Source organism: Sinorhizobium medicae, assembly GCF_007827695.1.
Taxonomy (GTDB): Bacteria; Pseudomonadota; Alphaproteobacteria; order Rhizobiales; family Rhizobiaceae; genus Sinorhizobium; species Sinorhizobium medicae.
In genome coordinates, this window is record NZ_VITA01000027.1 from 1 (window position 1) to 26,480 (window position 26,480).

The 26,480-nt window shown below is 61.2% G+C and carries 25 protein-coding genes and 2 pseudogenes; 13 read left to right on the plus strand and 14 right to left on the minus strand.

The genetic code is table 11. The features are described from left to right. Window positions 1-276 precede the first annotated feature (276 nt). Window positions 277-797, minus strand: a pseudogene (locus FB009_RS33995) (GNAT family N-acetyltransferase). Between the two features lie 226 nt (window positions 798-1,023). Here FB009_RS33995 and FB009_RS33825 point away from each other — a divergent pair. Further along, window positions 1,024-1,458, plus strand: a complete 435-nt coding sequence (locus tag FB009_RS33825; protein WP_318899521.1) for a helix-turn-helix transcriptional regulator — start codon at window positions 1,024-1,026, stop codon at window positions 1,456-1,458. On the opposite strand, the gene FB009_RS29025 is transcribed toward FB009_RS33825, so the two are convergent. From FB009_RS29025 to FB009_RS29045, 5 genes are read right to left on the minus strand one after another with little or no spacing between them, the layout of a single operon-like run. After that, window positions 1,442-3,391: a molybdopterin biosynthesis protein gene (locus FB009_RS29025; RefSeq protein WP_127658461.1), complete on the minus strand. Its 1,950-nt coding sequence runs from the start codon at window positions 3,389-3,391 to the stop codon at window positions 1,442-1,444. The two genes, FB009_RS33825 and FB009_RS29025, sit on opposite strands and share 17 nt — an antisense overlap. 9 nt (window positions 3,392-3,400) lie before the next feature. Further along, window positions 3,401-4,522, minus strand: coding sequence for a molybdopterin-binding protein (locus FB009_RS29030; protein ID WP_234837588.1), 1,122 nt, complete (start codon window positions 4,520-4,522; stop codon window positions 3,401-3,403). Window positions 4,523-4,573: 51 nt separating this feature from the next. Continuing rightward, on the minus strand, window positions 4,574-5,398 hold the full coding sequence (locus FB009_RS29035) for an extracellular solute-binding protein (RefSeq protein ID WP_145162646.1): 825 nt from the start codon (window positions 5,396-5,398) through the stop codon (window positions 4,574-4,576). A gap of 21 nt (window positions 5,399-5,419) precedes the next feature. Further along, complete coding sequence (locus FB009_RS29040; RefSeq protein WP_011970366.1) at window positions 5,420-6,142, minus strand: ATP-binding cassette domain-containing protein; 723 nt, start codon at window positions 6,140-6,142, stop codon at window positions 5,420-5,422. A gap of 3 nt (window positions 6,143-6,145) precedes the next feature. Next, window positions 6,146-6,838 (minus strand): ABC transporter permease, encoded by a 693-nt coding sequence (locus FB009_RS29045; RefSeq protein WP_162304053.1) that lies wholly within the window; start codon window positions 6,836-6,838, stop codon window positions 6,146-6,148. 90 nt (window positions 6,839-6,928) lie between these two features. On the opposite strand from FB009_RS29045, the gene FB009_RS29050 reads away from it, so the two are divergent. Next, window positions 6,929-7,804: a helix-turn-helix transcriptional regulator gene (locus FB009_RS29050; protein ID WP_102045429.1), complete on the plus strand. Its 876-nt coding sequence runs from the start codon at window positions 6,929-6,931 to the stop codon at window positions 7,802-7,804. 116 nt (window positions 7,805-7,920) lie between these two features. On the opposite strand, the gene FB009_RS29055 is transcribed toward FB009_RS29050, so the two are convergent. Next, the gene (locus FB009_RS29055) at window positions 7,921-8,127 is read right to left on the minus strand and encodes a DUF6494 family protein (protein ID WP_127581905.1); all 207 of its coding nucleotides are present in this window, start codon (window positions 8,125-8,127) and stop codon (window positions 7,921-7,923) included. A gap of 100 nt (window positions 8,128-8,227) precedes the next feature. Between FB009_RS29055 and FB009_RS29060 the strand changes: the two genes are divergently transcribed. Then, complete coding sequence (locus FB009_RS29060) at window positions 8,228-9,523, plus strand: c-type cytochrome (RefSeq protein ID WP_102045430.1); 1,296 nt, start codon at window positions 8,228-8,230, stop codon at window positions 9,521-9,523. Window position 9,524: 1 nt separating this feature from the next. On the opposite strand, the gene FB009_RS29065 is transcribed toward FB009_RS29060, so the two are convergent. Then, on the minus strand, window positions 9,525-11,513 hold the full coding sequence (locus FB009_RS29065) for a 4Fe-4S binding protein (protein ID WP_408021744.1): 1,989 nt from the start codon (window positions 11,511-11,513) through the stop codon (window positions 9,525-9,527). 156 nt (window positions 11,514-11,669) lie between these two features. Between FB009_RS29065 and FB009_RS29070 the strand changes: the two genes are divergently transcribed. The 10 genes from FB009_RS29070 to FB009_RS29115 all read left to right on the plus strand — a co-directional run bounded on the left by FB009_RS29070 (window position 11,670) and on the right by FB009_RS29115 (window position 21,035). After that, window positions 11,670-12,416 carry a biotin/lipoate--protein ligase family protein gene (locus FB009_RS29070; RefSeq protein WP_102045431.1) on the plus strand — a complete coding sequence of 249 codons (747 nt, stop codon included), beginning with the start codon at window positions 11,670-11,672 and terminating at the stop codon, window positions 12,414-12,416. Further along, window positions 12,407-12,949 (plus strand): DUF6505 family protein, encoded by a 543-nt coding sequence (locus FB009_RS29075; RefSeq protein WP_102045432.1) that lies wholly within the window; start codon window positions 12,407-12,409, stop codon window positions 12,947-12,949. Before FB009_RS29070 ends, FB009_RS29075 begins: the two co-directional genes overlap by 10 nt. Continuing rightward, window positions 12,946-13,962, plus strand: coding sequence for a DUF6352 family protein (locus FB009_RS29080; RefSeq protein ID WP_127581902.1), 1,017 nt, complete (start codon window positions 12,946-12,948; stop codon window positions 13,960-13,962). The genes FB009_RS29075 and FB009_RS29080 overlap by 4 nt, the downstream gene beginning before the upstream one ends. A 10-nt stretch (window positions 13,963-13,972) precedes the next feature. Continuing rightward, window positions 13,973-14,491, plus strand: coding sequence for a DUF3305 domain-containing protein (locus FB009_RS29085; protein WP_102045434.1), 519 nt, complete (start codon window positions 13,973-13,975; stop codon window positions 14,489-14,491). Next, complete coding sequence (locus tag FB009_RS29090; RefSeq protein ID WP_127581899.1) at window positions 14,484-15,212, plus strand: DUF3306 domain-containing protein; 729 nt, start codon at window positions 14,484-14,486, stop codon at window positions 15,210-15,212. The genes FB009_RS29085 and FB009_RS29090 overlap by 8 nt, the downstream gene beginning before the upstream one ends. Before the next feature lie 293 nt (window positions 15,213-15,505). After that, a complete protein-coding gene (locus FB009_RS29095) occupies window positions 15,506-15,994 on the plus strand; it encodes a TorD/DmsD family molecular chaperone (protein ID WP_234837589.1) in 489 nt (162 codons plus the stop codon). 44 nt (window positions 15,995-16,038) lie between these two features. Next, a complete protein-coding gene (locus FB009_RS29100) occupies window positions 16,039-16,248 on the plus strand; it encodes a formate dehydrogenase (protein ID WP_011970354.1) in 210 nt (69 codons plus the stop codon). A 7-nt stretch (window positions 16,249-16,255) separates the two neighbouring features. Beyond that, window positions 16,256-19,177 (plus strand): formate dehydrogenase subunit alpha, encoded by a 2,922-nt coding sequence (locus FB009_RS29105; RefSeq protein ID WP_102045437.1) that lies wholly within the window; start codon window positions 16,256-16,258, stop codon window positions 19,175-19,177. A gap of 13 nt (window positions 19,178-19,190) precedes the next feature. Further along, window positions 19,191-19,787 carry a formate dehydrogenase FDH3 subunit beta gene (gene fdh3B / locus FB009_RS29110; RefSeq protein WP_011970352.1) on the plus strand — a complete coding sequence of 199 codons (597 nt, stop codon included), beginning with the start codon at window positions 19,191-19,193 and terminating at the stop codon, window positions 19,785-19,787. A 222-nt stretch (window positions 19,788-20,009) separates the two neighbouring features. After that, on the plus strand, window positions 20,010-21,035 hold the full coding sequence (locus FB009_RS29115; RefSeq protein WP_026183675.1) for a formate dehydrogenase subunit gamma: 1,026 nt from the start codon (window positions 20,010-20,012) through the stop codon (window positions 21,033-21,035). A 513-nt stretch (window positions 21,036-21,548) separates the two neighbouring features. Here FB009_RS29115 and FB009_RS29125 read toward each other — a convergent pair. The 6 genes and pseudogenes from FB009_RS29125 to FB009_RS29155 all read right to left on the minus strand — a co-directional run bounded on the left by FB009_RS29125 (window position 21,549) and on the right by FB009_RS29155 (window position 26,229). Further along, complete coding sequence (locus FB009_RS29125) at window positions 21,549-22,250, minus strand: hypothetical protein (RefSeq protein ID WP_018210439.1); 702 nt, start codon at window positions 22,248-22,250, stop codon at window positions 21,549-21,551. 170 nt (window positions 22,251-22,420) lie between these two features. Continuing rightward, window positions 22,421-23,704: a molybdopterin-binding protein gene (locus FB009_RS29130; protein ID WP_127658463.1), complete on the minus strand. Its 1,284-nt coding sequence runs from the start codon at window positions 23,702-23,704 to the stop codon at window positions 22,421-22,423. Between the two features lie 76 nt (window positions 23,705-23,780). After that, on the minus strand, window positions 23,781-24,404 hold the full coding sequence (gene mobA / locus FB009_RS29135; RefSeq protein WP_127581893.1) for a molybdenum cofactor guanylyltransferase MobA: 624 nt from the start codon (window positions 24,402-24,404) through the stop codon (window positions 23,781-23,783). Beyond that, window positions 24,397-25,269, minus strand: a complete 873-nt coding sequence (locus tag FB009_RS29140) for a formate dehydrogenase accessory sulfurtransferase FdhD (protein WP_011970347.1) — start codon at window positions 25,267-25,269, stop codon at window positions 24,397-24,399. The genes mobA and FB009_RS29140 overlap by 8 nt, the downstream gene beginning before the upstream one ends. Before the next feature lie 112 nt (window positions 25,270-25,381). Then, window positions 25,382-25,717: pseudogene (locus FB009_RS29145) on the minus strand (ISL3 family transposase); the annotation flags it as partial. Between the two features lie 317 nt (window positions 25,718-26,034). Next, window positions 26,035-26,229 carry a cupin domain-containing protein gene (locus FB009_RS29155; protein ID WP_127577850.1) on the minus strand — a complete coding sequence of 65 codons (195 nt, stop codon included), beginning with the start codon at window positions 26,227-26,229 and terminating at the stop codon, window positions 26,035-26,037. Between the last annotated feature and the right edge of the window lie 251 nt (window positions 26,230-26,480).

Genomic DNA, 26,480 nt, shown 5'->3' on the forward strand with positions numbered 1-26,480 from the left:
GTCCCATAGTCGCCCCTGTTCATACCCCTCGGTAGGGAGCAAATTATGTGAGGCAACGGTTGAATATTCGGGAACAGTTTCGGCGAGGCAATGCGCGTCTCATCTTGGTTGTCGCGCTGCACGCCCCTTCGTCTATTGTCTCTAGCTCACTTAACCCTGAACGTTAAACTACTTCCAGAAACGCGACGTGACCTGGTGCTTGCCGGAGCGATCCTCTCGATCCTCATCAATCCGTTTTTTTTTGCCCGATTGGATCGGCTGATGCCACGGCAGAACTCAGAGCAACTTCAAGTACCAAAAAAGAGCAACCTCATCCTGCTTCTCTGGGTCAATCTCGCGATACAGGAACCTATCATATCCGCCAAGCGCGAAACCATAACTCTGATAGAACCTGCAGGCTGCGACGTTGTTAGACTGTGTCTCTAACCTGACCGCTCCCAAGCCTACTGCTCGGGTCCACATAACAGCATGATCCAGCAGTTCACCTGCAATCCCGTGCCTCCGGTACGGTCGCGCCACGGCGATGTCATCAATGATGGCGCAACCATTCCAGTCACGGCTCACACTGACGTAGCCAACCAGCTCAGACTTCGCCAAACAGGCAAACAGCACCCATAACCATCGTGGGTATCGAATAGCGTTTCGTCGAGACCATACTCTTTGGTCCGCGGCAGGCCGACAGGTTCAGACTGCAATGGGACCGCCTCGAAAGGCGGTACAACGACGCCCTCTATCTCGAAGGAGAAATCCGCATTCCGCGCGGCGGAGGGTAGTTTTTCGAGTCTTGTGATCTGCATGATGCGCTTGCCGGATTTCTTTATGACAACCTGCACCCACAGTTAGCTCAGACAAATTCCGAACTGAAGTGCGCATCACCGACGGCCTATTATGGGCCGGGCCGAACGCGTCATGACGCGGAAGCGCCAACGCCGGACATTGACCTTGAGGCCTTTCGCTTAGGCTATGTCAGGTCACCCGGCTGGAGCTTGAGTTGCTCAATGAGTGGAGGCCCGATCTCCGAGTGTGGAACGGAAGAACGCGGTAAACAGGGACATTAAATTGCTTCGCCGCCTGCTGCGCGCAAGAGACCCGATTGACGCCGAACCGCACCGAGGCTGGACGGTCACGCAACTTGCAAAGGTCAGCGGCGTCTCTGAAGCTTACTTCGCTCGATCTTTCCGTGACGCGTTCGGCGTTCCTCCGCACCGCTCCTTGCTCTCCTGGCGGGTCGAACGTGCCGCCGCCCTGCTGAGCGATACGGAGCTGCCCATTATTGACATCGCAACGACGACGCGGCGAAACCGAGATCGTGAAGCAGACACAGGCCGTTCCTGGGGTGTTTGCCGCCTCCCGGCCTTTGCAGGTCGTTCAGGTGGACGATACGAAGGCGGACATCTTTGTCGTCGACGAGGAGACCCGGCAGCCGATGGCGACTGGTCCTTTAGCAAGCTCGACTGAATCCCGCCCGCTCCAGCGCGTCCTGCATGTCAGGCGACAGCAAGGCGGCAAGGAATGCCTGAACTGCCACCCTCTCCTTCCGGTCCGCAACCAGCGCGAAATCAAAGTGCTCTTGCGTCAGCGGTATGAATCCCAGTCCAGCCGCGCGCGCGACCGGCCCGATCGTGACGCCCCAATCGGCGCGTTTCTGTACGACAGCGGCGGCGACTGCATTGTGTGAACGAGGCTGGTTCCAGTAGCCATCAGGGCGCTTCTGGCCGAGCAATTGGTCGATCAGAATGCGCGTACCGGCACCCTGGTTTCGATTGACCATCATGCATTCGGGATCAGCCAGAGCCGCTTCCACCGCCTCCGGCGCAGTATGATCTTCGAAGCGCGCGTCGCCGCGGCGAAACACGATGCCTTGTATGCGCCGCCAGCCCGGCACAAGCTCCATACCCTCGCCCAGGAACGGCGTGTTGTAGACCTGTGTCTGAGGATCGAAAAGATGGATCGGTGCAAGGTCGCACTCACAGCGTTTGGCGGCGGCAAGACCGCCCAGGCTTCCGACGGCCAACGATCGCACCGAAATCCCTTGGCGCGCGATTTTGCCCACGACGAGATCAAGGCCCGTGCAGTGACTGCCGATCACAACGAGGTCGGGCACCTTGACCTGCGGCGTGAACAGCGTCACCGGCACTTGTGCGCCCGCTGGCAGATGGTCGGCGAAGGCGTCAATGCGAATAAAACCGTCAGCCTGGGCGAAGGCGGTAATCGCTCCCGAGCCCTTGCCGGTCGCATAGGCCATCAGTCCATCCCGCCCTTGCACCAGCGAGACCATGACAAACTCGGTGCGCCCCAGTTCGGACGGAACACGGAACGGAAGCTGCGCACTCGTTTGCGCATCGACGCGCGGCGGCAGCCCCGCCATGCGCCGCAGGATGGGCACCACCATATCGTGGAAGGTGAACATGGCCGAGGTCGGGAACCCTGGCAAGATGATAACCGGCTTGCCGTCACATACCGCCAGACAGAGCGGCTTTCCGGGCTTGAGCGCAACACCGTGAGCGATGATGCCCGGTTGTCCGAGACGGCCGATAATACGGTAGCTGACATCTCCCGCACCCTTGGAAGTGCCTCCGGACAGAATCAGGACGTCATGTGAGTCGAGCGCCTCGCGCATCGCGGTCTCGAGCCTGGCTTCGTCGTCTGGAAACGCACCCAAAAAATAGGCCTCGCCCCCGTTTTCGGTGACCGCCGCACTAACGATCGGCCCATTGGCGTCATAAATGCCGGCCGGCTGCAGCGGTTCGCCCGGTTGCACGAGCTCATCACCGGTGGACAGAACTGCAACGTGCAGTTTGCGTGCCACCGTTACCTGCGCGGTTCCGCAGGCTGCGAGTATCCCGATCTCACGCGCACCGATCACCGACCCAGCCCGCAACACGACTTCTCCTCGCGCCATGTCCGAGCCGGCGCTGGAGACGAACTGCCCCGGCGAGACAGCACGCCACACTTCTATGGCCGCACCTTCTGCTGGCTGAGTATATTCCACCATGACGATCGCGTCCGCACCGCGCGGCAGAGGGCCACCCGTGGCGATGGCTGTGGCGGTCCCGGGCAATACCGCGAGTTGCGGGAGGCTGCCGCAGGCAATCGTCTCCATGTTCAGCGTCAATCGAACAGGCTGTAGGTCAGAGGCGGCAACCAGATCTGCTGCTCGCACCGCAAACCCGTCGACATTGGAACGGTCGAAGGGTGGAACGTCGACCTGCGCCACGACGTCTTCGGCAAGAGCCAGCCCGAGCGCCTCGGCTAACCTCAATGTTTCGGTCGGTACCGGCCAGGGAAACAGCGCTGCTTCGAAACGCGCCAGGGCCTCCTCACGTGACAATATCGTCAGAAATTGCTTCTGGTCGGTGTTTCGCGGGATTGAAGAAGGATTTTTCACCATGGTGGCTGCTCAGTTCGAATTGCGAAGAGGCATGGCTGTGACGGGCGTGCCGACGTCATATCCCTCGCTGTCACCCGGCACTGCCAGCCAGGCATCGGCAAGGCGCATCGCCTCCAGTGAAAAATTGCCAACGGCAAGCGGCGTCCAAGTGGCCTGCTCTCTGCCGAGCAGCACGATCTCACTGAACCCGACCATTGACGCGATCTTTCGCGAGAGCGGCAAGGTCGTACCGATCCGCTTAGAGCGGCCTGATAAGCGGTCCAGGACAGGCTGGACGAACGCAAGAAAGCCGGCAAAGACATGGTCAGGCGCCCCGGCCAAAGCGACCAGCGGCGTGCTGCCAAGCCGCCCGATCGCCGTGGTATCGCCAGGCCGCACGGCGATACCATGAGCAATCGACGCGCCGGATAGCGTCAAGGCCTCGGCAGTCGCGTCAAGTCGGCCCGCACCAGTGCCTCCGATCAGGAGAAGCAAATCACAAGCCTCCCCGGCAAGAGCGGCTGCGATCGAAGCTGCATCACGGTTCGCGGTCTCTATCGCGGCGATCGTCCCATTCGAGGTCATCACACATTCGGCAACGAGGCGCGTCGAGAACGTCTCATGATTCACGGAAGCGACATCGATTACACGTATGCGCGGGCTGCGCACGGGAATCTGGCTCAGCCCTGCTTTGCGAGCGATCAGCAGGTCCGCGGCGCCGATTATCCCGCCTTCAAGAACCGGGGGGCGATGTGCGGTCATGTCCTCCCCCACCCGGCGCACGCCCTGACCGGGAGCAGCCTCGCCGACGGCAAAAGCGATCGGGCTGCTGCAATCGATCAGATCGGCTTGCAGCACACAGTCCGATCCAGTCGGCATGACATCACCCACTTCCACCGGGACCGGTGGCGTCGAAAGCGCCAGAGGTGAGTAGGGGGACGCTCCCACGAGATCGAGTGAACGACACGCCCACCCATCGATCGTGGAAATGTCTCGCAACGGGAGTGCCGGCAAGGAAGCCGGCATGGCCGCGGCGACACGACCAAGCGCCCGGTCAAGCGGCTCCGAGCGGGGCGGGACAGGCACCACACCACTGAGAAGCGTCGCAAGCGCCGCTTCCAGGCTGATCAGCGCGCCCGTCGGTTGATGCATTGTCATCATGTCCCGATAATGGGACAGATGCGGGCGTCTTGGCAACAACACTCAGATGCGCTGCCCGCTCGCATTCGGGAAGAAGAGTTGCTGGCCATCGATCTCGTACTCACCGATCGCCGTCTGGCCCTCAGGCCCAATCAACCAGTCGATGAATATCTGACCCAGCTCCGCCTTGACATCGGGGTGTTTTTCCGGGTTCACCAGCATGACGCCATACTGGTTGAACAGCCGCTTGTCGCCCTCGACGGAAATAGCAAGATCACCGCGGTTCCTGAACGACAGCCAGGTGCCGCGGTCGGAAAGAACGTAGGCATTCATGGCAGATGCCGTGTTGAGCGCGGCTCCCATGCCCTGTCCGATATCCTTGTACCACGGGCCCTTTGCAGCCTCGATATCGACGCCAGCTTCCTTCCACAACGTGAGTTCCGTAGAATGGGTGCCCGACCGGTCACCGCGTGAGACAAACGGCGCTTCCTTTGCTTTGATCGAAACGAGGGCGGCCGCGATATCCGTCATTCCACTGACGCCGGCGGGATCACTTTTTGGGCCAATTAACACAAAATCATTGTACATCACGTCGGAACGCTTCACTCCGAAGCCCTCCTGAATGAACTTCTCTTCCTGTGCCTTGGCGTGAACGAAGACCACGTCGGCATCGCCACGGCGTACGGTGTCGAGTGCCTGGCCGGTGCCCTGCGCTACGACCTTCACATCGATGCCAGTCTCTTTCTCGAACAGCGGAAGAATATAATCGAACAGGCCCGAGTCCTGGGTAGAGGTCGTCGATGCGACGACGATCGACTGGGCTAGGGCCGGCGTCACGCCGGCCAGGATCAGAAGCATTCCCACACAGAACAATCGGCGGGTCAGCATTTTCAATCTCCGTTCTGTTGATCAAAGGACGAGATCGCCGCGTATAAAGGCTGCAGCCTGCGGCGTGGCTGGACGATCGAAGAAATCACTGGCATCGGCATGTTCGAAGAGACGGCCATGAACCAGAAACACGACATCTCCGGCAAGTCTGCGCACCTGGCCCAGATCGTGTGAAGCCATGATGATCTTGGTGCCCGAATGGGCCGTCGCAAGGATGATTTCCTCCACGAAGCGCGTTGCCGCCGGATCAAGGCTTGCGGTCGGTTCATCGAGCAGGAGAATTTCCGGCTGGCGCGCCAGAGCACGCGCAAGCGCAAGTCTTTGCTGTTCACCGCCCGACAAGCGGCGCGCAGGCCTCGAAGCCAGCGCACTCAGGCCAACACTGTCGAGCAATTCCTCGGTGCGCTGGGCACGCAGGCCGCGCGGGCAACCGGCGTGGGCAAGTCCATAGGCAATATTCGCGGCAACCGAGCGCCGCAACATCACGGGCTTCTGAAACAGGATCGCTCGGCGTTCGGGACCGCCATCGATCCGGCCACCCCAGCTCACGACACCCCGCGTCGGGCTGAGCAAACCCATGCACAGCCGCAACAGCGAGGTCTTGCCCGCCCCGTTCGGGCCAAGAACGAGCGTTGGCGCTCCCAGGCCGATCGTCAGGCAAATTCGGTCGAGGATGGTCGTCGCACCGGCGCTCAGTGACACGTCATCGAAGACAAGGGGAAGATTGCTTGCAGGGGCGCGCATCCCTTAACCGGCCCTTTCCACGGCCCATACCCGCACGCCCCAGGCAGTGGCATTTACCAGCAAAATGAGGAGAATGAGGATGATTCCGAGCCCGATCGCAAGGGCAAGATTACCCCTGGAGGTTTCCAGAGCGATCGTGGTGGTCATGGTCCGGGTGAAGCCATCGATATTTCCGCCGACGATCATCACCGTGCCGACTTCGGCCGCGGCCCTGCCAAAGCCCGCAAGCAAGACGGTGACGAGGCTGAAGCGGCTGTCCCACAAAAGCGTCGCGACCCTGCTGGCCCAGCCAACCCCCATGGCGCTCAACTCCTCGCGATATTCGAGCCAAAGATCCTCGACCGTGTGGCGCGTCAGCGCGGCAATGATGGGCAGCACTAGAAGCGCCTGTGCGGTGACCATGGCGGTCGGGGTAAAGAGGAGACCGAGTTCTCCCAGCGGCCCTGACCGCGATAGCAGCAGATAGACGCTCAAACCGACGACAACAGGCGGCAATCCCATGAAACCGTTCAGCACCACGACCATTGCCGCGCGGCCGGGAAAGCGGGTCAGCGCGAGAATGGCACCAAGCGGCAGACCGACAATCCCGGCAACAACGACAGCCGTCAGGCTGACGGCCAGCGAAAGGCCGACGATCGCAAATAGGGTCGCATCTCCGGATGCGATAAGCTGCCATGCAGTGAGTGTCTCCGACATGAAGCCACCTTCCCTTCCCTCAGTTTCCCGCATATTTTCCCTGGATGTCAAGTTATTGAACAGACGCGCAAATATGCATACAAATGCAGGATGATCCTGCTGACTACATCCGAGGCTGCTGACTATCTTCGCTTGGGAGAGCGTAAACTTTACGAGCTGATTGCGAAGGAGTGCGTCCCGTGCAGCAAGGTGGCAGGCAAATGGCTGTTCCCACAGCACGAACTCGACCGCTGGGTCCTTTCGGGACTCGTGCAGCCGGCGGGAATGACATCGCTCGAACCGCCACCTATCGTCGGGGGGAGTCAGGATGACATGCTGGAATGGAGCCTGCGCCAGTCAGGCTCGGGGCTTGCCACATTAGCGGAAGGCACTGAAAGCGGTGTCGCGCGGCTGCTGCGCGGAGAGGTCGCGGCGGCTGCGATCCATTTCCATGGCACCGTAGCCGATGCAAATGTCGACGCGGTGGCCGCCATGCCACGGCTTAACGATGCGGTGCTGGTCGGCTTCGTCCGCCGCGAGCAAGGCCTGTTGCTGGAGCCGGGCAATCCCAAGTCGCTGAATAGTCTCGATGACGTACTGACGAGTAGTGCGAGGATGGCCGTTCGTCAACGCGGTGCCGGAGCGGACATGCTGCTTGCTCAGCTGCTGGCAGGTATCGGCGCCAAACACAGCGACCTCAACAGACTGGAGCCGCCCTGCCTGACTGGTCCCGATCTTGCATCCGCCGTGCGGAGCGGCCAGGCGGATTGCGGTATTGCCACACGCGCCGCCGCTCGCGCCGCTGGCCTGGAATTCCTGCCGCTGCTGTGGGAGAATTTCGACCTGCTCATGCGGCAGCGAACCTATTTTCAGCCCTCCTTCCAGGCGCTGCTAGCTTTCTTGCCACACCAGGTTTTTGCCGAACGCGCCGCCGCGCTTACCGGGTATGATACAAGCCCCGCCGGGCGGATCCGGTTCTTCAGGTAGAGCGCTTATGCGTTCTTGCGAATGGACAAAGGATGCTCGAACACTTTGATTGAGCATGGGAACCGTCAAAAAAGCGAGCAACTTTCGGTCGATGGGTCAAAGCAGCATCTGCTGGCTCATCCCAGATCGATCTCGCCTTCCACGACATGACTAAGGCCGGCGGCCTCCGACGTGATGACGGCCTTGACGATCAGCTTCCCTCGTCCTTTCAGACCTTTTTGCTCCACTGCCTTCTCTATCGCCTGTTGCGAGGTCACCCCGACCTGCTTGAGGAACTTGCGCATGGAGACATTGAAGGGGTCGGTTTCCATATTCGTGACCATATGATTGCCTCGAACAGATTGAACAGTAAGGTCGATCCGGCACTTTCCGTTCCTGAAACGGAGACCATTGCCAATCAAGCATGAATCCATTCGAGGCGCAATGAAGGCAATGCTCGCGATACGCTGCCTGGCGGCAGCTGCTTCCTTCCTCTTCGGCGCGACCGCGCATGGGGCAGAACTGCGCGGCCATGGAGGCCCGGTGCGTTCAATCGCCATAGCCCCTGACGGACAGACAGCGATCACCGGCAGTTTCGACGCCAAGGCGATTATCTGGTCGCTTGAAACGGGCGAGGCGCAGCAGGTGCTGCTGTTTCACGAAAGCCAGGTCGATGCCGTCGCCGCTCTGCCGCAGGGGCGTTACGCCACCGCCGGGGCCGACGGCCGTATCGCAATCTGGGAGGCCGGACGCAGCACGCCGGTATCCGTGTTGCATGGCCATGACGGACCGGTTGTCGCACTGGCAGTCGCGCCCGACGGCTCTACGCTCGCTTCCGCCTCCTGGGATGCGAGCGTGCGTCTGTGGCCGCTTTCCGGCGCTCCGTCGCGCATCCTGAAAGGCCACCATGGCAATGTTAACGCGGTCACCTTCCTGTCCGACGGAACACTTGCAAGTGCGGGCTACGACGCAGCCATCATACTATGGCCGCCGGGACATGACGCTGCGCCGATGCGGATATCCATGCCGGGGCCGCTCAACGCCCTCGTGACGGTGCCGGGCGACCGCCTGCTTGCAGCAGGCGCAGACGGGACATTGCGCCAGATCGACCGAAGGGGCGCGATTGTGGCCGAGGTCAGGGTGTCCACCGGTCCCCTGATCGCGCTAGCGGCTACGGCTGATAAGAGATACATCGCCGCCTCGGCCATAAGGGAGGGCATCGTGTTGCTCGACTCCCGCACCCTGAAGCCGGTAAACACCCTCGGCGGTGCCGGCGTTGCGACGGTGTGGGCCCTTGCCTTTGCACGCGGTGAGCGGACGCTGTTGACCGGCGGTGCGGACGCCATCATAAGCGAATGGGATGTCGAAACCGGCAGGCGGCTTGGAACCTCAGCCGCGATCCAGGCCGATCTCATGAGCGAATATGCCGGCAATCCGGACGCCGAAATCTTCCGTGCCTGCATCGCCTGCCATACGCTCGGCCCGGAGGACGGCAATCGCGCCGGTCCGACGCTGCACGGCATCTTCGGCCGTAAGATCGCGGCGCTTGCCGACTATCCCTACTCCCCCGCTTTCCGGCGAATGGATATCGTCTGGACGCCGGAAACGGTGTCGAAGCTCTTTGAACTGGGGCCAAGCATATATACGCCAGGGACCAAGATGCCGAACCAGACGATCAACGATCCCGAGGATCGTGCAGCGCTGATCCGCTTTTTGCAGTCCGAGACCCGCCGCGACTGAACTAAACCGACTTGTCTGTCGATGCGTCGCGCTCCCGCAAGTAATCCTCCGTCGTCCGTGGAGCGGGACGGCCGGACGCTTCGTAAGGATCGAATCCTTCATTTATGACGGATTCGACACGACAGTTGTCGCACATCCGCACGACATCGAGCCGTCGGGCATTCTCGCCGGAAAACATCCAGTGCTTGCCCTCCAGCTTGGCAACGATGCGTTCGACGGTACTTTTTGTTCCGAATGGCGTGTCGCATCGAATGCAGTGGAACGGCTCTTCCTGTTTAATCACCCGGCGCGGCGCATTCCAGGCCTGAAAATCTAGTTGCGGTACCAGCGCGATTGCCTTTTCCGGACAAGTCGCGGCGCAGAGCCCGCACTGCACGCAGGCGCTCTCGGCAAAATACAGGGCTGGCCGCTCTTCACTGTCGGAGAGCGCGCCCGTCGGACAGGCCGATACGCATGACAGGCACAGCGTACAGGCATCGACATTGACGTCGAGCCCGCCAAATGGCGCGGCCGCTGGCAGGGCCGTGCGCTCTACCGGTGTCGGAGCGGCCTCGTACAAGCCGATCACCGAGCTTTTCAGCAAGCTGCGCTTGTCTCCGACCGGCAGGAATGTCACCGGCGTTCGCGCATCCGCTTGCGGCACCATCCGCCCGAGAACCGTCTGCAGATCATCGGGGTCGTCCGCTTCGATCACGCCGCAGAGATCGGCTCCATAACCCAGCGATTGCCCAAGAAGATTGGCGATGGTGACGTTTCTGGCCAGGCCGGTCAGGTCATGTTTCCCCCTCGCCGAAGAAAGGGCCCTGATCGCCACCGCTCCCCAGGCGGCCGGTGCAGTCCACGTCTCAACCCCCAGCTGCGTTATCTCGTTCACACCGACCGGCAGCACATTCGCGGGCAGTCCCTGCCCGAAACGCGCCAGCGCATCGATAAGCGGCTCTCCATGATCTTCATCGTGAAACAGCACGATCGGATCGCTGCCACCTACCCTTTGATAGGTGAGCAGGAGCGTGCGCAGCCGCCGAAGCAGGGCCGCCGCATCTGGGAAAGCATAGGCGGCGGCACCGGTCGGACAGGCGGCCGCGCAACTGCCACAGCCGGCGCAGACATGCGCGTCGATCACGACATGGTCGCCAGCGGGTACAATCGCACCCGTCGGACAAAGGTTGATGCAGCGCGTACATCCGGTGATGCGCGAGCGCGAATGGGCGCACAGATCGGCGGAGAAATTGATGTAGCGAGGCTTTTCGAATTCCCCCACGAGGCCCGCCGCCTTGGCGATCGCGACAGCAAGGCCCGCCCGGTCGGCTGGATCCGCTCTCAGATAACCTGCGCGCAATTCGTGGGCAGGAAACAGGGGAGCGCCGCCGGAAAGGTCAAGGATTATATCGGCATCCGATAGTGCGCCATCGCGCGGCGCGCCAAAACGCAGACGCATGCGCGACGATGGCGATGGCATCGCGAAATCGTCGATCGTCAGTTCAAACGCGCCGAGATGACCGCGCGCATTGCGGATCGTGCCCTGCACAACGGGAAAATCCCAGATGCGGTTGGGCGTGACATCGTCCGGCCGCGTCAAAAGAACCGTGACATTCATCTCGTCGGCAAGCTGCCGTCCGGCCTCGATCGCCGCTTCGTTCCGGCCATAGACGAGCGCCACGCCGTTGCTCGCAAGCGTAATGCTGGGCGGCGACGTGACCGGTTCCGCCGCCATCGCCACGAGTGCCGCGGCTTTCGGCCCGGCGGATGCCCCTTGGGCCGACCAGCCTGCCGTCTCGCGGATGTTGGCAAAAGCGAGTTCGCCCGCAAAGCCAAGATCCTGCGCGACTTCACGGAAAAGCGGTTCCTGCTGAGTGCAGGCTATCGTTATGTCGCCGCCTCCATTCAATGCGTTGCGGACGCGGTCGAGTTCGGCGCCGCAGAGTTGATTTCCAGATTGGATTTGGTCGCTTGCGCATCCATGGGCGACACTCTGGCCAAAGCCCGGCATACTCCGTTCACAGGAACAAACAAAGACGGTGCGTGGTCTGTCTGGGATCATGCTCTATTTCCCCACATCACGGCACCGCCCAACAGCGGTGGCGCCTCCACTTCGGATGCATTATAAAGACATTAGGCTCGCCGTCATCAGAAATGGACCGGCATCATGTCTCAGCACGCTTCGGTGATGGACCACGCCATCGAACTGCCCCCGCCCTACAGCCTCGTCATGATGCGCGAGACCGGCGACGCTTTTGCACACGCTCGCGCCATTGCCGGCGAATGGGGAGCAGGGACGCTGGTCTGGGCACGACGTGAGGATCTGGCCGAGTTCGCCGTCGTGCTGGAACCGGAAATGCCGCTCGCGCGCGCACGCCTGGCCATCTATGCCGGCATGAACGCACTGGCCGATGCGCTTGCCACACATGCGCCACCGTCACGACCCATCACCTTCGACTGGCCGGGCGCGATCCGTGTAGACGGGGTCTTGGTCGGCGGCGGACAACTGAGCTGGCCGGCGGGGACGGGCGAGACCGAGACGCCGGCCTGGCTTGTCTTCTCGACGATGATCCGCACCACGATCGTGCGCGTCCACGAGCCGGGTCTGCGGCCGCTGTTCGGCGCGCTGGACGAAGTGGGTTTCGAAGCCGTCAATACCGGCGAAATCATCGCCAGCTTTTCACGTCACCTGATGGTCGGGTTGGACGAATGGCACGACATCGGCTTTGCGCCGTTGGCAAGGCGATGGCTGGACCGCGTGTCGCCCGGAGGCCACGATGGACGGATCGCCGACAACGGGGATCTGCTGGTTCTGGCCGAACCCGGCCAGACTCCGCTCACGAGGCGGAGCCTGGCGCAGGCGCTTGCGTCCTGCTCCTGGCTCGATCCTGCAACGGGAATGCCATGGCTTTGAAACTGCCGCGCACCATTCGGCTCGATCCGTCCGATACTTTCGTCTATTCGCGCGCGGCCGAGCCCGGCGAATGGGCGGTATCGGGCACATTCCTTTTCTTCGGCATCGACCCCGAAACCCTCGCCGGCAAGAAGCGCCAGGCTTTTCGAGCCGGCTTCCTTGGCATCGAGAGTTTTGGCTGGTCCACCCTCGTTGTCGTGACGGAGGTGAAGGCGGAAGAACGCGCAGCGGCCGTAGAGCGCCTGGCTGAACAGTTGGTCGAGCATTGCGGCGCTCCCGATCTTGAAACAGCGCGCCCGGCCGCCGAAGAAGAAATCGCGTTTGCGCAATCGCTCTGCGATCACCCGCCAAACACCCTGCTTGCCCTCCACCGCGCCAGCGAGCAGACTGGAATCCGGGAGGCGTTCCGTACACTTCGCCCGAAGGTGGGTCGGCTGGACATGGCAACGGCTTTCAACGTTGTCGAGATTGACGAGGAAAACGACCGGATGGAAGGGGTCGATATCCGGAGGTTGGCGGGAAGGCACACGTGAGGGATTTCTGGGTATCTTCGGGTCACCATCTCCTCGACCGGGACGAGGCAGACCGGCTTACGGTGACCGACGCGTTCCTCAAGGCTTATCTCGCTCGCCCCGAACTGCTTCCGCCGGAAGGGGCGTGTGAGGCAGAATTGCGTCTTCACCATGAGCTTCTGATGCATTATCCGCGCCGACCGGTCACTCAGGACGAGATCGCCGTGATGGGCGACCCGGATGCTCGCGAAAACTGGGCGTTCATGATCGCCTTCCGCGACCGGCTTCTTGCCACGCCCTCGCTTGAGGCCGCCTATCTGCAACTGGCGCTCGGTTCGGCAGCCGACACGCCTCCGCTGTTTGTCAACCAGCTCACGCAGGTCGTGCTGCGCAACGCGCTCCACGGTGAGACCGAGCCCGTGGTGTTGCGCGCCGCCGAGCTGTTCTATCGGCCACAGCGGGTAAGCTTCCATGAAGGAGCGCTGCTGCTTGCCGACGCGGAAACAATAGAAGTTCACGAGCAGAACCGCCACACTTCGCCGCTCTTGAGCATGCTCGGCGGGCCGGCCGTCACCGAACTCGAAATTCTGGACGAGAACAACGCTGACAGCTATTTTGACAGGAGCGATGCCTTTGACATGGTGCTCCGTCTGGGCGGCGCCAACAGCCCCGCGCGTCGCGGCCTTGCCGACGCAATTGAAGCCTGGATCCGCCATCTGGTTTCAGTGACGGTAACAGTCGAACCGGTCGAGCGGATCGAAGACGACAACTGGGCATGGTTCATCGGCCTTGACGCCGAGGCGACACGTATCGGTAATGCGCTGTGGCGAGGCGAGGACCTCGACCCCGAAACGGCGGAGCGTATCATTGCGTTGTTCCGGCTCCGCTTTTGCGACATTGGCGAGGTCAGTCCCCTAGTGGGTGCTCAACCGATCTGGCTGATCATGGCGATGACGACCGATCGAACGATCCGCATGAAGCCGCAAAATCTCATTGCCGGTCTGCCGTTGTGCGCTACGACGCCAGCGACCTAGGAGCACAGTCATGGTGCGGGAAACGGAAAAAGTAGGCGTCATCGTGGAGAGGCGAGATCTGGATAGCCCGTGGGCGGATCATTCCTGGGTGCCCGTCGCCGCGCTCGCGGGCACGCCGGCCGCGACACCATGGACGGTGCTCGAACAGACCACGAGGCTTACGCGGTATTACGCAGGGACATCCGAGATTGAATTCTTCGGAACGGATACCACGATGTACCGGGAGAACCTGCGTTCACAGCGGCCTAGCCTTTGGATCGCCCTCCGACTCACGGATGCAGCTCCGGGGATCGTGGTCCATCTGGTTACAGCAGATCCGGCTGAGGCCGAAGCTCTGACGGAAACCAACACCGACATCATCGAAGCCGTGGCGATGCCGATTGAAATACAGGAGCGCCTTGCCGCCTTCGTGGAAGCTCATCATGTCGAGCGTGCGTTCGTCAAACGCAAGCGTGATCGGACAGACCCCGAAGCCATGGCAAGTCGAGTTCATGGTGGCTCACGAAGCAGGACGACAAGGGATGAGTGACGGCAGCGAGAATAGTCTTGCCCGCTGGTCGCGCCGCAAGCTGGCGGCACGGCGGGAACAAGAACCGGCGGCCCCCGAATTGGAACAGGCATCAGGCGATGTCGCCGAGAATGACGATCCGGTGGCCTCCTGTCCTGAGCCTAACCTTCCAGAGACGAAAGCAGCGGAGCTTGAGGGTGCGGAGACGGTCGAGCCCCTCCCGCGCCTTGACGACCTGACTGCCGAAAGTGACGTTGCGGCTTTCCTGAAGAAAGGCGTTCCGATGGCGCTGAAGCATGCGGCGCTACGCAAGGTATGGTCACTCGACCCCGGAATCCGCGACTTCGTCGGCCCTTCGGAATATGCTTGGGACTTCAACAAGGCAGCCTCGATGGGGGGGTTTGGTCCGCTCGACGCAAACGAAATCGTCGTGGGCTTCCTGTCGAAAGCGGCGCGTGCCGTTGACACCCTTACGGAACCGGAGCCCGGTCCATTCCATGAACAACGTGCCGATGCCCTACCGGATGCGGTCCTTCCTGTCGAGAATCCAGAAAAATTAACGACGGAGAAATCAACCACCGACGAGCCGCCCGCGATAGAGCCATCAGCTCACGAGGCGGCAACCCATGTAAGCACAGCGGTTGAATTCAGATCTCGCACGGAGTCGCCGGACAAGGGCAGTCCTTCTGAGCTTCCCAAGGCTTCCTCCGGGCCTCGTCATGGCGGCGCGATGCCACGCTGATCCGGTATTTGCTGGGATCTCATTTGGCAACCTGTCAAGGTCGGGCTGTTGCATTCGTTCGGTATCGGGTTACTATGAGCGACCTATTCAGGCAGCACGGTCAAGGTATGATGAACCACGACTTGCTTTCAGATCAGGCCCGGGAACAGCCAGATGGAGCGGATGCTCCAATCTTCGGTGCAGGAACAGCTGTTCTCGATGATATAGATCAGGCCCGGGCGGACGAATACGCACTCCTCGCCTCATTATTGATCACCCCGCCGGACATCGGATCGCTCGCCAGGCTTTCATACTTGTCGGACAACAGCGACACACCTCTCGGCCGTGCCCACATCGTACTTGCTCAAGCGGCAGCGTCATATTCGCACGAGGCGATCCATCGCGAATATTCCGAGCTGTTCATTGGCGTGGGACGCGGAGAACTCCTTCCCTACGCATCCTATTATCTCACCGGCTTCCTCAACGAACGCCCGCTTGCGCGCCTGCGGGCGGACATGGCCCGTTTCGGTATCGAGCGCGCCGAGGGCCACCCCGAGCCCGAGGATCATCTCGCCAGCGTATGCGAAATGATGAGCGGCTTTGCCTGCAATCACTTTGCCGTCTCCCACGACGAGGAGCAGGATTTCTTCAAACGCCACGTCGAGCCGTGGGCCGGGCGTTTCTTCAGCGATCTGGAACACGCCAAGGGCGCCAAATTCTACCGATCGGTCGGCACGGTAGGTCGGCTTTTCATCGAGATCGAAAGCGAAGCCTTCGCCATGGAGGCGCGGCAAAACGCATAGATGCATGCCCGGGCTCCATGCCCGCCAAGGAGGAGGATGCCAAGATGCAAGACGAGCGACAAACGGCATTGGGCCGGCGCTACTTCCTTAAGGCATTCGGCGGCGCATCGACGACCGTCGTCGCGGCCGCGGCGCTCTGTCCCACCGACGCCCAGGCCTACGATCCGGGCGAGGAGGAGATGCGGGGCCGCTATCGCGAAACGGACCACGTCAAGGCCTACTATCGCGTCAATCGCTATCCCAAGCAGAAGTGAGGGTGCCATGCTCACGAAGCGCAAGGATCGGCAGGCAAGCCGCACGCATCTGCAAACCCTGACCGGCGGGATGGCAGCGGCCCCGTTGGACCGACGGACATTCCTCCGCCGCTCCGGGCTCGTCGCCGGCGGTCTGGCGGCACTCGGTTCCTTCCAACTCGGCACAGTCAAAAAGGCCGCCGCAATCAGCCCCCCGCAACCGGGCGTGCCAATCGAACTCAAGAAGAGCATCTGTACCCACTGTTCGGTCGGATGCACCGTAACGGCAGAGGTCCAGAACGGCGTGTGGACGGGCCAGGAACCTTCCTGGGACAGCCCCTTCAATCGCGGCTCGCATTGCGCCAAAGGCGCCAGCGTACGTGAACTGGTGCACAGCGACCGCCGTCTGAGATACCCGATGAAGCTCGTCGACGGCCGATGGGAGCGTACCAGCTGGGAGGAGGCGATCAACGGCATCGGCGACAAGCTTCTCGAGATCCGCGAGAAGTCCGGGCCGGAATCCACCTATTGGATGGGGTCGGCGAAATTCTCCAACGAAGGTACCTATCTCTTCCGCAAGCTCGCCGCTCTGTGGGGAACCAACAACCAGGATCACCAGGCACGAATCTGTCATTCGACGACGGTTGCCGGCGTAGCCAACACCTGGGGCTACGGTGCGATGACCAACTCGTACAACGACATCAGAAATTCAAAGACGATGCTCGTTCTTGGCGGAAATCCGGCCGAGGCGCATCCGGTCGCGATGCAGCATCTGCTCGAGGGCAAGGAACTCAACAACGCCAATTTCATCGTCATGGACCCGCGCTTCACGCGCACGGCCGCCCATGCGACCGAATACGTCCGCTTCAGGTCAGGCACCGACATCGCGCTGATCTGGGGCATGCTTTGGCATATTTTCGAGAATGGCTGGGAGGACAAGGAATTCATCACGCAACGCGTCTACGGGATGGATGAGGTTCGAAAGGAGGTCGCCAAGTACACTCCGGACGAGGTGGAAATGATCACCGGCGTGCCCGGCGAGCAGTTGAAGCGCGTCGCCGAGACGTTCGCGACCCAGAAGCCATCGACGATCATCTGGTGCATGGGACAGACGCACCACACTGTTGGAACCGCCAATACGAGGGCGAGCTGCATCCTCTGTCTCGCTACCGGCAACATCGGCAAGCCGGGCACCGGCGCCAATATCTTCCGCGGCCACGACAACGTTCAGGGCGCGACGGACATCGGGCTCGACGTAGTCACTCTGCCCTTCTACTACGGCCTGACGGAAGGGGCCTGGAAGCACTGGGGGCGGGTGTGGGAAATCCCCTATGAGGACCTGGTGGGCCAGTTCTCTTCCAAGGAACTGATGGAAACACCCGGCATTCCGCTGACCCGATGGTTCGATTCGGTTTCACTGCCAAAGGAAGACGTCGGGCAACCCGACGTCGTGCGGTCGATGTTCGTACAGGGCCACGCCAGCAACAGCATCACGCGCATACCCGAGTCGATCAAGGGGCTTGCCGGACTTGAACTGCTTGTCGTGGCCGATCCCCACCCCACGACCTGGGCCTCGCTCGCGGTGCAGGCGGGGCGCAAGGACAACACCTATCTCCTGCCGGTCTGCACGCAGTTCGAAACCTCGGGATCGCGGGTCGCCTCCAACCGCTCGATCCAGTGGGGCGAGCAAATCGTCCCTCCAAGCTTTGAGCAGAAGGACGATTATCAGGTCCTGTACCTGCTCTCGCAGAAGCTTGGCCTTGCCGAATGGATGTTCAAGAACATCGCAGTCGAAGGTGATCGGCCGGTACCCGAGGACGTACTGCGTGAAATGAACCGCGGCGGCTGGTCGACCGGCTATTGTGGCCAGTCGCCCGAGCGGCTCAAGGCGCATATGCGCAACCAGCACAAATTCGACCTGCTCACCCTGCGCGCGCCGAAGGACGACCCGGAGGTCGGCGGAGATTATTACGGTCTCCCTTGGCCATGCTGGGGGAAGCCGGAACTCCGTCACCCGGGAACTGCAAACCTCTACAGCACCGGCCTGAACGTCATGGACGGGGGCAGCCCATTCCGCGCCCGCTTCGGCGTGGAACGCAACGGCGAAACGCTTCTCGCCGAGGGTTCTTACACGGAAGGCTCCGAACTCACGGACGGTTATCCGGAGTTCACCATGGCCGTGCTCCAGAAACTCGGCTGGGATCGGGATCTCACCCCGGAGGAGCTAGGCATCATCCAGGCGATCGGCGATGATATGGGCGACATCGGCAAGGTGTCGTGGTCTACCGACCTGTCTGGCGGCATCCAGCGCGTGGCGCTCAGCCATGGCTGTCACCCCTACGGCAATGGCAAGGCCAGGGCACTTGCCTGGAATTTGCCGGATCCGGTGCCGATCCACCGCGAGCCGATCTACACGCCGAGGGTGGACCTTGTAGCCAAGTATCCGACCTATCCGGACGCCAAGCAGTTCCGCCTGCCCAATATCGGGTTCAGTGTGCAGAAGGCGGCTGTGGACAATGGCACCGCGAAATCGTTCCCGATTATTCTGACGACCGGACGCCTCGTCGAATACGAGGGTGGCGGCGAGGAAACCCGCTCGAACCGGTGGCTTGCCGAGTTGCAGCAGGACATGTTCGTCGAGATCAACGTCGACGATGCAGCCGAGCGCGGCATCAGTGACGGAGGTTGGGTCTGGGTCAACGGAGCGGAGAACGACGTCAAGGCAAAGGTAAAGGCCCTGGTCACCGAGCGTGTCGGCAAGGGTGTCGCCTTCATGCCATTTCACTTCGGCGGCTGGTTCCGGGGCGAGGACTTGCGAGCCAATTATCCCGAAGGGACCGACCCTTACGTTCTGGGCGAAAGCGCCAACAGTATCACCACCTACGGCTACGATCCTGTAACGGGGATGCAGGAACCGAAGGTTACGCTTTGCCAGATCGCGGCGGTGTAGCGGAGGAACGAAGATGGCACGGATGAAATTCCTTTGTGACGCCGAACGTTGTATCGAGTGCAATGCCTGCGTTACCGCCTGCAAGAACGAGCACGACGTACCGTGGGGTATCAATCGGCGGCGCGTCGTCACCATCAATGACGGCAAGCCGGGCGAACGCTCCGTCTCGATGGCCTGCATGCACTGTACGGACGCACCCTGCGCGGCAGTCTGTCCCGTTGACTGTTTTTACACCACTGCGGATGCAGTGGTGTTGCATTCCAAGGATCTGTGCATCGGCTGCGGCTACTGTTTCTACGCCTGTCCGTTCGGCGCGCCGCAGTATCCGCGCGTCGGCAATTTCGGCTCACGCGGCAAGATGGACAAATGCACTTTTTGTGCGGCAGGACCGGAGGGCGACTCGACGGAGGTCGAGTATGCGAAATATGGAGCCAACCGGCTGGCGGAAGGCAAGCTGCCACTCTGTGCGGAGATGTGCTCGACGAAATCGCTGCTCGCTGGCGACGGAGTGATCATTGCCGCGATCTACAAGGAGCGTGTGACTCAGCGAGGCTATGGCTCGGGCGCATGGGGCTGGCAGACCGCCTATCGGGAGACAGTGGACGTCTAGAGCATCCTGCAGCCGATAAAGTGATCCGATGCAGATAAGATGATCTGGAATCAAAAGATAGAGCGCCATGCATCTTTCACGCTCAGGAAGGACGCTTCAGCGCTTTGGTCGAACATCGGGATAGCCGGAAACAGGTTCCGTTTTCGGTACGATGGTCCGAAAAAATCGAGATGGCGAGTGCTGCTTGACCTGGCAGCGAAGCAAGTCGGGAGGATGGAGCAAATGCGGATCTGGAGCCTTTATCGACTGATTTCGGCGGCGGTTGCGGCATTCATACTGGCTTTCGTCCTGTCGATGGCCCCGGCCGGGGCGCAGGAGCGCCCAGCGGTCAACAACCCCGGTGCGCAAGGGGTGAGCGAACAGCAGCTTCTCGATGAGCTCGGCAAGATCCAGGGCCGGGTCTCGATACCCGACCGCAAGGCCACGACGCTGCAACAACCTCAGGGTCGGGACTATCAAACCTTCGAACGGACTGCTCTACCCTGGGTCGGTGCGTTCATCATTGTCGGCACGGTGCTCTCAATCGCGCTGTTTTATCTCATCCGGGGCCGTATTCGAACACAGGCCGGCGAATCAGGACAAAAAATTCTCCGGTTCAACGCGCTGGAACGCCTGCTCCATTGGACAACCGCAACGGCCTTCATCGTCCTTGCGATCACCGGTCTGAACTTGATCTTTGGAAAACGCCTGTTGATGCCGCTGATCGGGCCTGAGGCGTTTTCTAGCTGGTCAATTTGGGCCAAGTACGCGCATCATTTCGTATCCTGGGCCTTCATGCTCGGCGTCGTATTGATGCTGTTGACGTGGATCCGGCACAATCTCCCGGACCGCTACGACGCAAAATGGCTGAAGTCCGCCGGTGGGTTCTTCGACCGGTCGAACCGAACGCATGTACCGGCTGGACGTTTCAACACGGGGCAGAAACTCATCTTCTGGTCTGTCGTGGTGGGCGGGACTGCTTTGTCGGTCTCAGGCATCTTCATGCTGTTTCCGTTTTCCTTCACCGATGTCAACGGCATGCAGACGGCCCAATATGTTCATGCCATCGTAGGCCTCATCATGATCGCGGTGATCATTGGGCATATCTATATCGGCACGCTCGGCATGGAAGGTGCCTATCCGGCAATGGGCTCTGGCTCGGTGGACCTGAACTGGGCCAAGGAACATCACAGCGCCTGGGTGGAAGAGCAGCAAGGCAAGACCGGTGCTCGGCCACCGCCGCATACTGCCGCTGAGCCGGCGGAATAGACCTGCCGTCTTCGGGCACAAACAGCGTCTACGCATCGCGCGGCCGTCGCAGAGTTGCGGCACTGGTGCCGCAAAATACTCGGGCGGAGCGTCATGAAAAGCAGTCTCTGTATTGCTGAAAAGGCGCGGCATCCGAGGACGAAAAGCGCAACGTTCGGATGCTCGATCAGAGGGTTTGGGCGTCACCTGCGCATCTGAAAAAGCGCTCGGGGCTATCTTAGGAAGATGTCTCCTCGCCGTCCGTAGAAACACTGCCCGGTTCTCCCGACCAGTTCTTTCCGACGAGGTTGTGACCTGGATCCCCTACGCGGGCGCCGTCGGTACTGTAGACCTCCCAAGCAGGCTCTGCTGGCTGTAAGTTCAAGAAATAGTAGCCGGTACCAAAAGCGATCGCTCCCACTACGACTACTCCCGTCACGATGATCCCCATTCCGGACTCCTTCGCTTCCGTTGCCACTCGATGCAGCCTCGACCAGCGTGCCACGGCAATTCTTCTGGGCACAATTCCGGCATCTAATCGTTCTGCTCCGGGCCGACAGTCCCGGAGGGCTCCTGCACTGCGCCTGAATTCTGCTGATACCGGATGTCCAATGCTGCCAATGCAATCAAAGGTGGTGGCATGGCAACGCCGGCAACGCGCATCTCACGGGCCGTCTTCTGGCATTGCGCGATGTCGTTTGCGTCGGCGAGTTGCTGGGCCGCTTCCATGCTCAGCACGGATTCCTTGGGCGTGCTCGTCACATCCGCGGGCGGGAGCGGCGCTGCCCGGGACTCTTTCTGCGGTGCGTTCGCGACCGATCCGGCATCCGCCTTACCCTTGCCCGGCTCGGGTGCATCGGTTGCGACGCCGTCTTGTCCGGTAACCGCCTGCGCCGAATTGCTCCCGCCACCCCCCGAGGGGTCTTTGCCGGTGGCGGCCGTGCCGGCCAAACCGGCCGAGCCTTGCTGGCTCGAGGCGGGCTGCTGAGGCTTTGCCTGTTGATCAGCCGTCACGGCCGTTTTCTTCGCATCGGCAGCTTGAGGGGCCTCTGGAGGGGGAGCCTTCATGAAGCCAAGAAGTTCCTGACAGAGATTGGCCGGACCGCCTTGTGGCGGGGCAGCCGCCTCGATCGGCGAGGCAGATTGGGGAGACGCGGGCGCCGGTGGCGTCGCAGTCTGCGCCAGGCAAGTCGAAGTTGAGAGTGCGAACGCTCCCGCGAGAATGATTTCTCTCATCGCCAGCTCCTTGTCTTGTTGATCAGGCAGCGACTATGGAAATTCCTGCTTAGCATGCGGGATCATCGCTCAACTTGCAAGTTGAACGGTAACCGCCGGCGCCGACTTTATGTTCCTTCGCTGGCACTGCGAGCCCTTGCGGTAGCGTTGTCCTTGTCCGTTGCGACGGACTACAATTCAAAGGAGCCGTAGGGGAGGAAACGAACCGGATCGCCCGGTGCGATCCGGCAGGCGCCATCGGCAAGTTCGACCAGTCCGGTGGCCCAGGAAAGCCCGCTGATCCTGCCCGAACCTTCCGACCGGAAAACCTCGGCGTGGCCTTCCGGCGTCAACCGCGCCCGCAAATACTCGCGCCGGCCTGCGCGCTTGTTCTTTTCGAAGGCCGCCGGAACCGTGAAACCCACTGGCTCCTCCCATCCCTCGCCGGCCAACACGGAGAGGGCCGGGCGGCCGAATATAAGAGTGCAGACGAAGGCCGCGACCGGATTTCCCGGCAGGCCGAACACCGGAACACCCCTCCACAAACCAAGCGCCAACGGCCGGCCCGGCTTGACGGCGATACGCCAGCTTTGCATCACTCCGGCCTCCTGTAACAGCGCCGAGACGTGATCCTCGTCTCCCGCCGATGCCCCGCCGGAGGTGAAGATTACATCTGCCTCCGTTGCCCCCCGGTCAAGCCGGGCGGCCAGTGCTGCTCGGTCGTCGCCCACATGACCAAGGTCCACAGGCACATGGTTCCAGCGCCGCGCCATTGCCAGAAGCATCGGCCGATTGGCGTCATAGATGCGGCCGACCTCCAGAAGGGCTCCGCCAGAATCGGCGACGATCTCGTCACCGGTGGACAGCACACCCAAGCGCAGGGGACGGAAAACCGAGACCCTTGTTGCCCCAACAGCAGACAACAGCGCCAGATCTGGCGCGCGCAGGCGATGCCCGGCCGGCAATGCGACATCACCGGCGATCACGTCCTCGCCGGCCTTACGGGTATTCGATCGCATCTTGATCGGACCGTGGAAGGCTATGCGGTGGCCATCGCCGGCGGTATCCTCCTCCAGCACCACTGTGTCGACTCCTGCGGGCAGAATCGCCCCGGTCAGGATGCGGATCGCCATTCCCTCCGGCACGCGTCCTAAAAATGGCACACCCGCCGCCGCACGGCCTTCGATCAGCGGCAGCGTCTGGAGGCCCTCGCCGGTAGCCGCATGAGCAAAACCGTATCCATCGACGGCCGAGTTGGCGGCGGGCGGATTGGAGCGACGTGCAACTGCAGGGTGCGCCAGGACGTGGCCGAGCGCATCAGAAACATCCAGTCCCTTGATATCCACGACAGGAGAGAGGTTTGCCCGTAGCAGGTCGAGCGCAGTATCCACGGGAGTCCAATCAACGCCCGGTGGCAGGGCGAAACAATCGTTCTTCAAGCGTGGCGGCGTAAGCGGAGGAGGCGTCACGGACATCAGCAAGCCCAGTGCAAAACGACACCGACGGTGCCGGTATTTCGTGTGGTGGTACAGTCAGCCGCGTCGTAGAAGGTCATGCCGAAACTCCGTGCAAAATTGCATTGGCGCGCACCATGTCCTGCGGCGTGTTGACATTGAAGAACGGATCGAACGGCGCCGACGCAAACAGCGCAGTCGCGGTGCCATGCCGTTCGGCCCACAGCATGATCTTGCGAAGCCCACCGGAAAGTTCGGCGTGCAGGTCCTGGCGCAAACCGACAGGCCACAGACCGAAGGTGGGATGGTGGCGCAGCGATCCCGCGTCGTCCGGAGAGGCCGCCAGCGCTATTGGAACCTTCTTCCGTGCCGCCGCGTCACTGAGCCTGACCACCAGGTCGTGAGGGAGGAAAGGCGTATCGGCCGCCGCAGTCACGATCGCATCCCCGCCCTTTTCCGCCGCCCATTCGAGGCCCGCGAGAACACCCGCCAGGGGGCCAAGATAATCCGGCAGCGTATCGGCAAGAACAGGAAGCCCGTAATCTGAAAAGCGCGCTGGATCCCCATTGGCGTTGATCGCAAGCTCCGCGCATTGGGGAGCGAGCCGTGCACGTACATGACCGAGCAGCGTTACACCGCCGAGCCGCAGCAATCCCTTGTCGCCGCCACCCATACGAGTGGCACGGCCTCCAGCCAGTATGACACCCAGAATTCTAGTCAATCAGTGCGCCCTTGCGGCGGTGATGTTTCTCATCCTCAGGCACGGTTTCGAGATCAGCATCCCAGATCAGCCGCTCCTCCCCCGTTAGACAAACGAAGCGTTTACCACGCATGCGTCCAATCAATGTCAGCCCTACCTGGCGCGCAATCTCGACTCCCCAGGCCGTGAAGCCTGAGCGCGATGCGAGCACCGGAATCCCCATCATGGCAGTCTTGATAACCATTTCGGACGTAAGCCGGCCGGTGGTGTAGAGAATCTTGTCTTCAGCTCCCACTTTCTCGAAGAGCATCCAGCCGGCGATCTTGTCGACCGCGTTGTGACGACCGACATCTTCCATATAGACTAGTGGTCGGTCCTCTTTGCACAACACCGTTCCATGGATCGCGCCAGCTTTAAGATACAGGCTCGGCGTAGTGTTGATCGTGCGGGCCAGCGTGTAGAGCCACGACGTCCGCATTGGCGCAGCCGGCAAGGTCAATCCCACCAAGCCCTCCATCATGTCGCCAAACACCGTACCTACAGCACAGCCACTCGTGCGAGTCTTCTTCTTGACCTTTTCCTCGTACGTCGTGCGGCTCTCGGTGCGGACAATGACGACGTCCAGTTCCTCATCATATTCAACACCGGTAACTGTTTCTGCAGGATCTAGCATCCCCTGATTGCGCAGGAAGCCGAGCGCCAAGTATTCCGGGTAGTCACCGATCGTCATAGCTGTGACGATCTCCTGCGAGTTGAGGTAGATGGTAAGGGGCCGCTCCTCGATAACCGAAAGTTCGAGCTTTTCGCCAAGATGGTCCACGCCCGTGACAGATCGCGTCAGCCGGGGATTCTCGGTGTTCGGTCCTATGATGTAGTCAGCCGCCATTGGTCACCATCAGAAGAGGGTTGCCGTTACGGGTCTGTTAGTAAAGTGCAGTAGCAGGTCATGTCCGTCAAGATGGGTGTGATTTGGATGACATCTGTCGCTTGGCAATTCCTTGACCGTTGCTCCAAGGGAGTTCGATTGCATTCTTGACGGCATCAATACCCCGGCGCAAAACGCATGATCGCCGTGAGCTCAGTGTCAATGGCATCGTCGATCCATTCATCCAGTGGCTCCGAATTCCTGCTGCCCAAGATGCCGTTGAAGCGCATGGCCAAGCACGCATTATGGCGAACACTGTCGAGCCCTGCTTCAAAGCATTGACCTTTCTGGCCTGACGATCTGTCAGCAGGCCGCGCGGTTTCATGCACAAAGCTGCGGCCACCACAGACGAGATCATATGGCCGGTGTCAGGATCGCGGACGGGTTCTGAAACGTCCACATCTGGAGGCGAGCCGCCGGTTGAATGTTTTCGGCTTCACGCCAGTGACGTGCTTCCCGCAATTGGGATCGTTCTGAACTGGAATTTTCCAATTATGCTCCCGTTGTCGGGGCAAGAAGAGTTCCATTAGGACGTGAAGTTCACGGAGGCGCAGATCGCCTTCATTCTGCGTTAGGCGATGAGTTGCTGCCAATCACGGCTATTGCGGGCGAAACGCGAGACCTCGCGCGCGGCCACGGCGCCAACCCTTCCAAGGCAGACTTCCGCCACCATCCGGTCAAATCCAGAGCGGGTCACGCCGCCGAACGCGATTACGCGGGTGCCGCTCAGGGCGTGTAGACGACAAGAACGGTCGCGCCCGTTGTGCTCCCGGCAATGGGGTTCGTACCGGGTTCGCGCGACACATAGTCACCCGCCTGATAGGTGCGGGTCTGATCGTAGAAGGTGCCTACCACCACGAATATCTGCTCGGTCTGGTCGTGGGCGTGGCTTTCAGCATGTGCGCCTGCATCCCCCTTCATAAAAAATTTCTGTTCGCGCGCGTCCGGCCGCTAATGGAGACGCTTCAGCCAGAAACCTTCGCTGCCGCCATACTCCCAATCCTGTTGGCGGTCTCGACGGTGTGAAACGACGACACGTCGCCATCGTTCAGTGCCGCCATGAATATCTCCGTCATGAGCTTCTCCTGTCGTTACCACCAAATGAGGCCTTCGACAGGGGCTCGGGTCAACGACAGTAAAATTGCGGCCTGGCATAACACTTCGTTATGCGT

Excerpts from the sequence above, each read along its gene's own strand:
- FB009_RS29025 (WP_127658461.1), bottom strand. The coding sequence starts at position 3,391 with ATGGTGAAAAATCCTTCTTCAATCCCGCGAAACACCGACCAGAAGCAA.
- FB009_RS29030 (WP_234837588.1), bottom strand. The coding sequence starts at position 4,522 with ATGCATCAACCGACGGGCGCGCTGATCAGCCTGGAAGCGGCGCTTGCG.
- FB009_RS29035 (WP_145162646.1), bottom strand. The coding sequence starts at position 5,398 with ATGCTGACCCGCCGATTGTTCTGTGTGGGAATGCTTCTGATCCTGGCC.
- FB009_RS29040 (WP_011970366.1), bottom strand. The coding sequence starts at position 6,142 with ATGCGCGCCCCTGCAAGCAATCTTCCCCTTGTCTTCGATGACGTGTCA.
- FB009_RS29045 (WP_162304053.1), bottom strand. The coding sequence starts at position 6,838 with ATGTCGGAGACACTCACTGCATGGCAGCTTATCGCATCCGGAGATGCG.
- FB009_RS29050 (WP_102045429.1), top strand. The coding sequence starts at position 6,929 with ATGATCCTGCTGACTACATCCGAGGCTGCTGACTATCTTCGCTTGGGA.
- FB009_RS29055 (WP_127581905.1), bottom strand. The coding sequence starts at position 8,127 with ATGGTCACGAATATGGAAACCGACCCCTTCAATGTCTCCATGCGCAAG.
- FB009_RS29060 (WP_102045430.1), top strand. The coding sequence starts at position 8,228 with ATGAAGGCAATGCTCGCGATACGCTGCCTGGCGGCAGCTGCTTCCTTC.
- FB009_RS29065 (WP_408021744.1), bottom strand. The coding sequence starts at position 11,513 with ATGCCGGGCTTTGGCCAGAGTGTCGCCCATGGATGCGCAAGCGACCAA.
- FB009_RS29070 (WP_102045431.1), top strand. The coding sequence starts at position 11,670 with ATGTCTCAGCACGCTTCGGTGATGGACCACGCCATCGAACTGCCCCCG.
- FB009_RS29075 (WP_102045432.1), top strand. The coding sequence starts at position 12,407 with ATGGCTTTGAAACTGCCGCGCACCATTCGGCTCGATCCGTCCGATACT.
- FB009_RS29085 (WP_102045434.1), top strand. The coding sequence starts at position 13,973 with ATGGTGCGGGAAACGGAAAAAGTAGGCGTCATCGTGGAGAGGCGAGAT.
- FB009_RS29090 (WP_127581899.1), top strand. The coding sequence starts at position 14,484 with ATGAGTGACGGCAGCGAGAATAGTCTTGCCCGCTGGTCGCGCCGCAAG.
- FB009_RS29100 (WP_011970354.1), top strand. The coding sequence starts at position 16,039 with ATGCAAGACGAGCGACAAACGGCATTGGGCCGGCGCTACTTCCTTAAG.
- FB009_RS29105 (WP_102045437.1), top strand. The coding sequence starts at position 16,256 with ATGCTCACGAAGCGCAAGGATCGGCAGGCAAGCCGCACGCATCTGCAA.
- fdh3B (WP_011970352.1), top strand. The coding sequence starts at position 19,191 with ATGGCACGGATGAAATTCCTTTGTGACGCCGAACGTTGTATCGAGTGC.
- FB009_RS29115 (WP_026183675.1), top strand. The coding sequence starts at position 20,010 with ATGCGGATCTGGAGCCTTTATCGACTGATTTCGGCGGCGGTTGCGGCA.
- FB009_RS29125 (WP_018210439.1), bottom strand. The coding sequence starts at position 22,250 with ATGAGAGAAATCATTCTCGCGGGAGCGTTCGCACTCTCAACTTCGACT.
- FB009_RS29130 (WP_127658463.1), bottom strand. The coding sequence starts at position 23,704 with ATGTCCGTGACGCCTCCTCCGCTTACGCCGCCACGCTTGAAGAACGAT.
- FB009_RS29140 (WP_011970347.1), bottom strand. The coding sequence starts at position 25,269 with ATGGCGGCTGACTACATCATAGGACCGAACACCGAGAATCCCCGGCTG.
- FB009_RS29155 (WP_127577850.1), bottom strand. The coding sequence starts at position 26,229 with ATGAAGGGGGATGCAGGCGCACATGCTGAAAGCCACGCCCACGACCAG.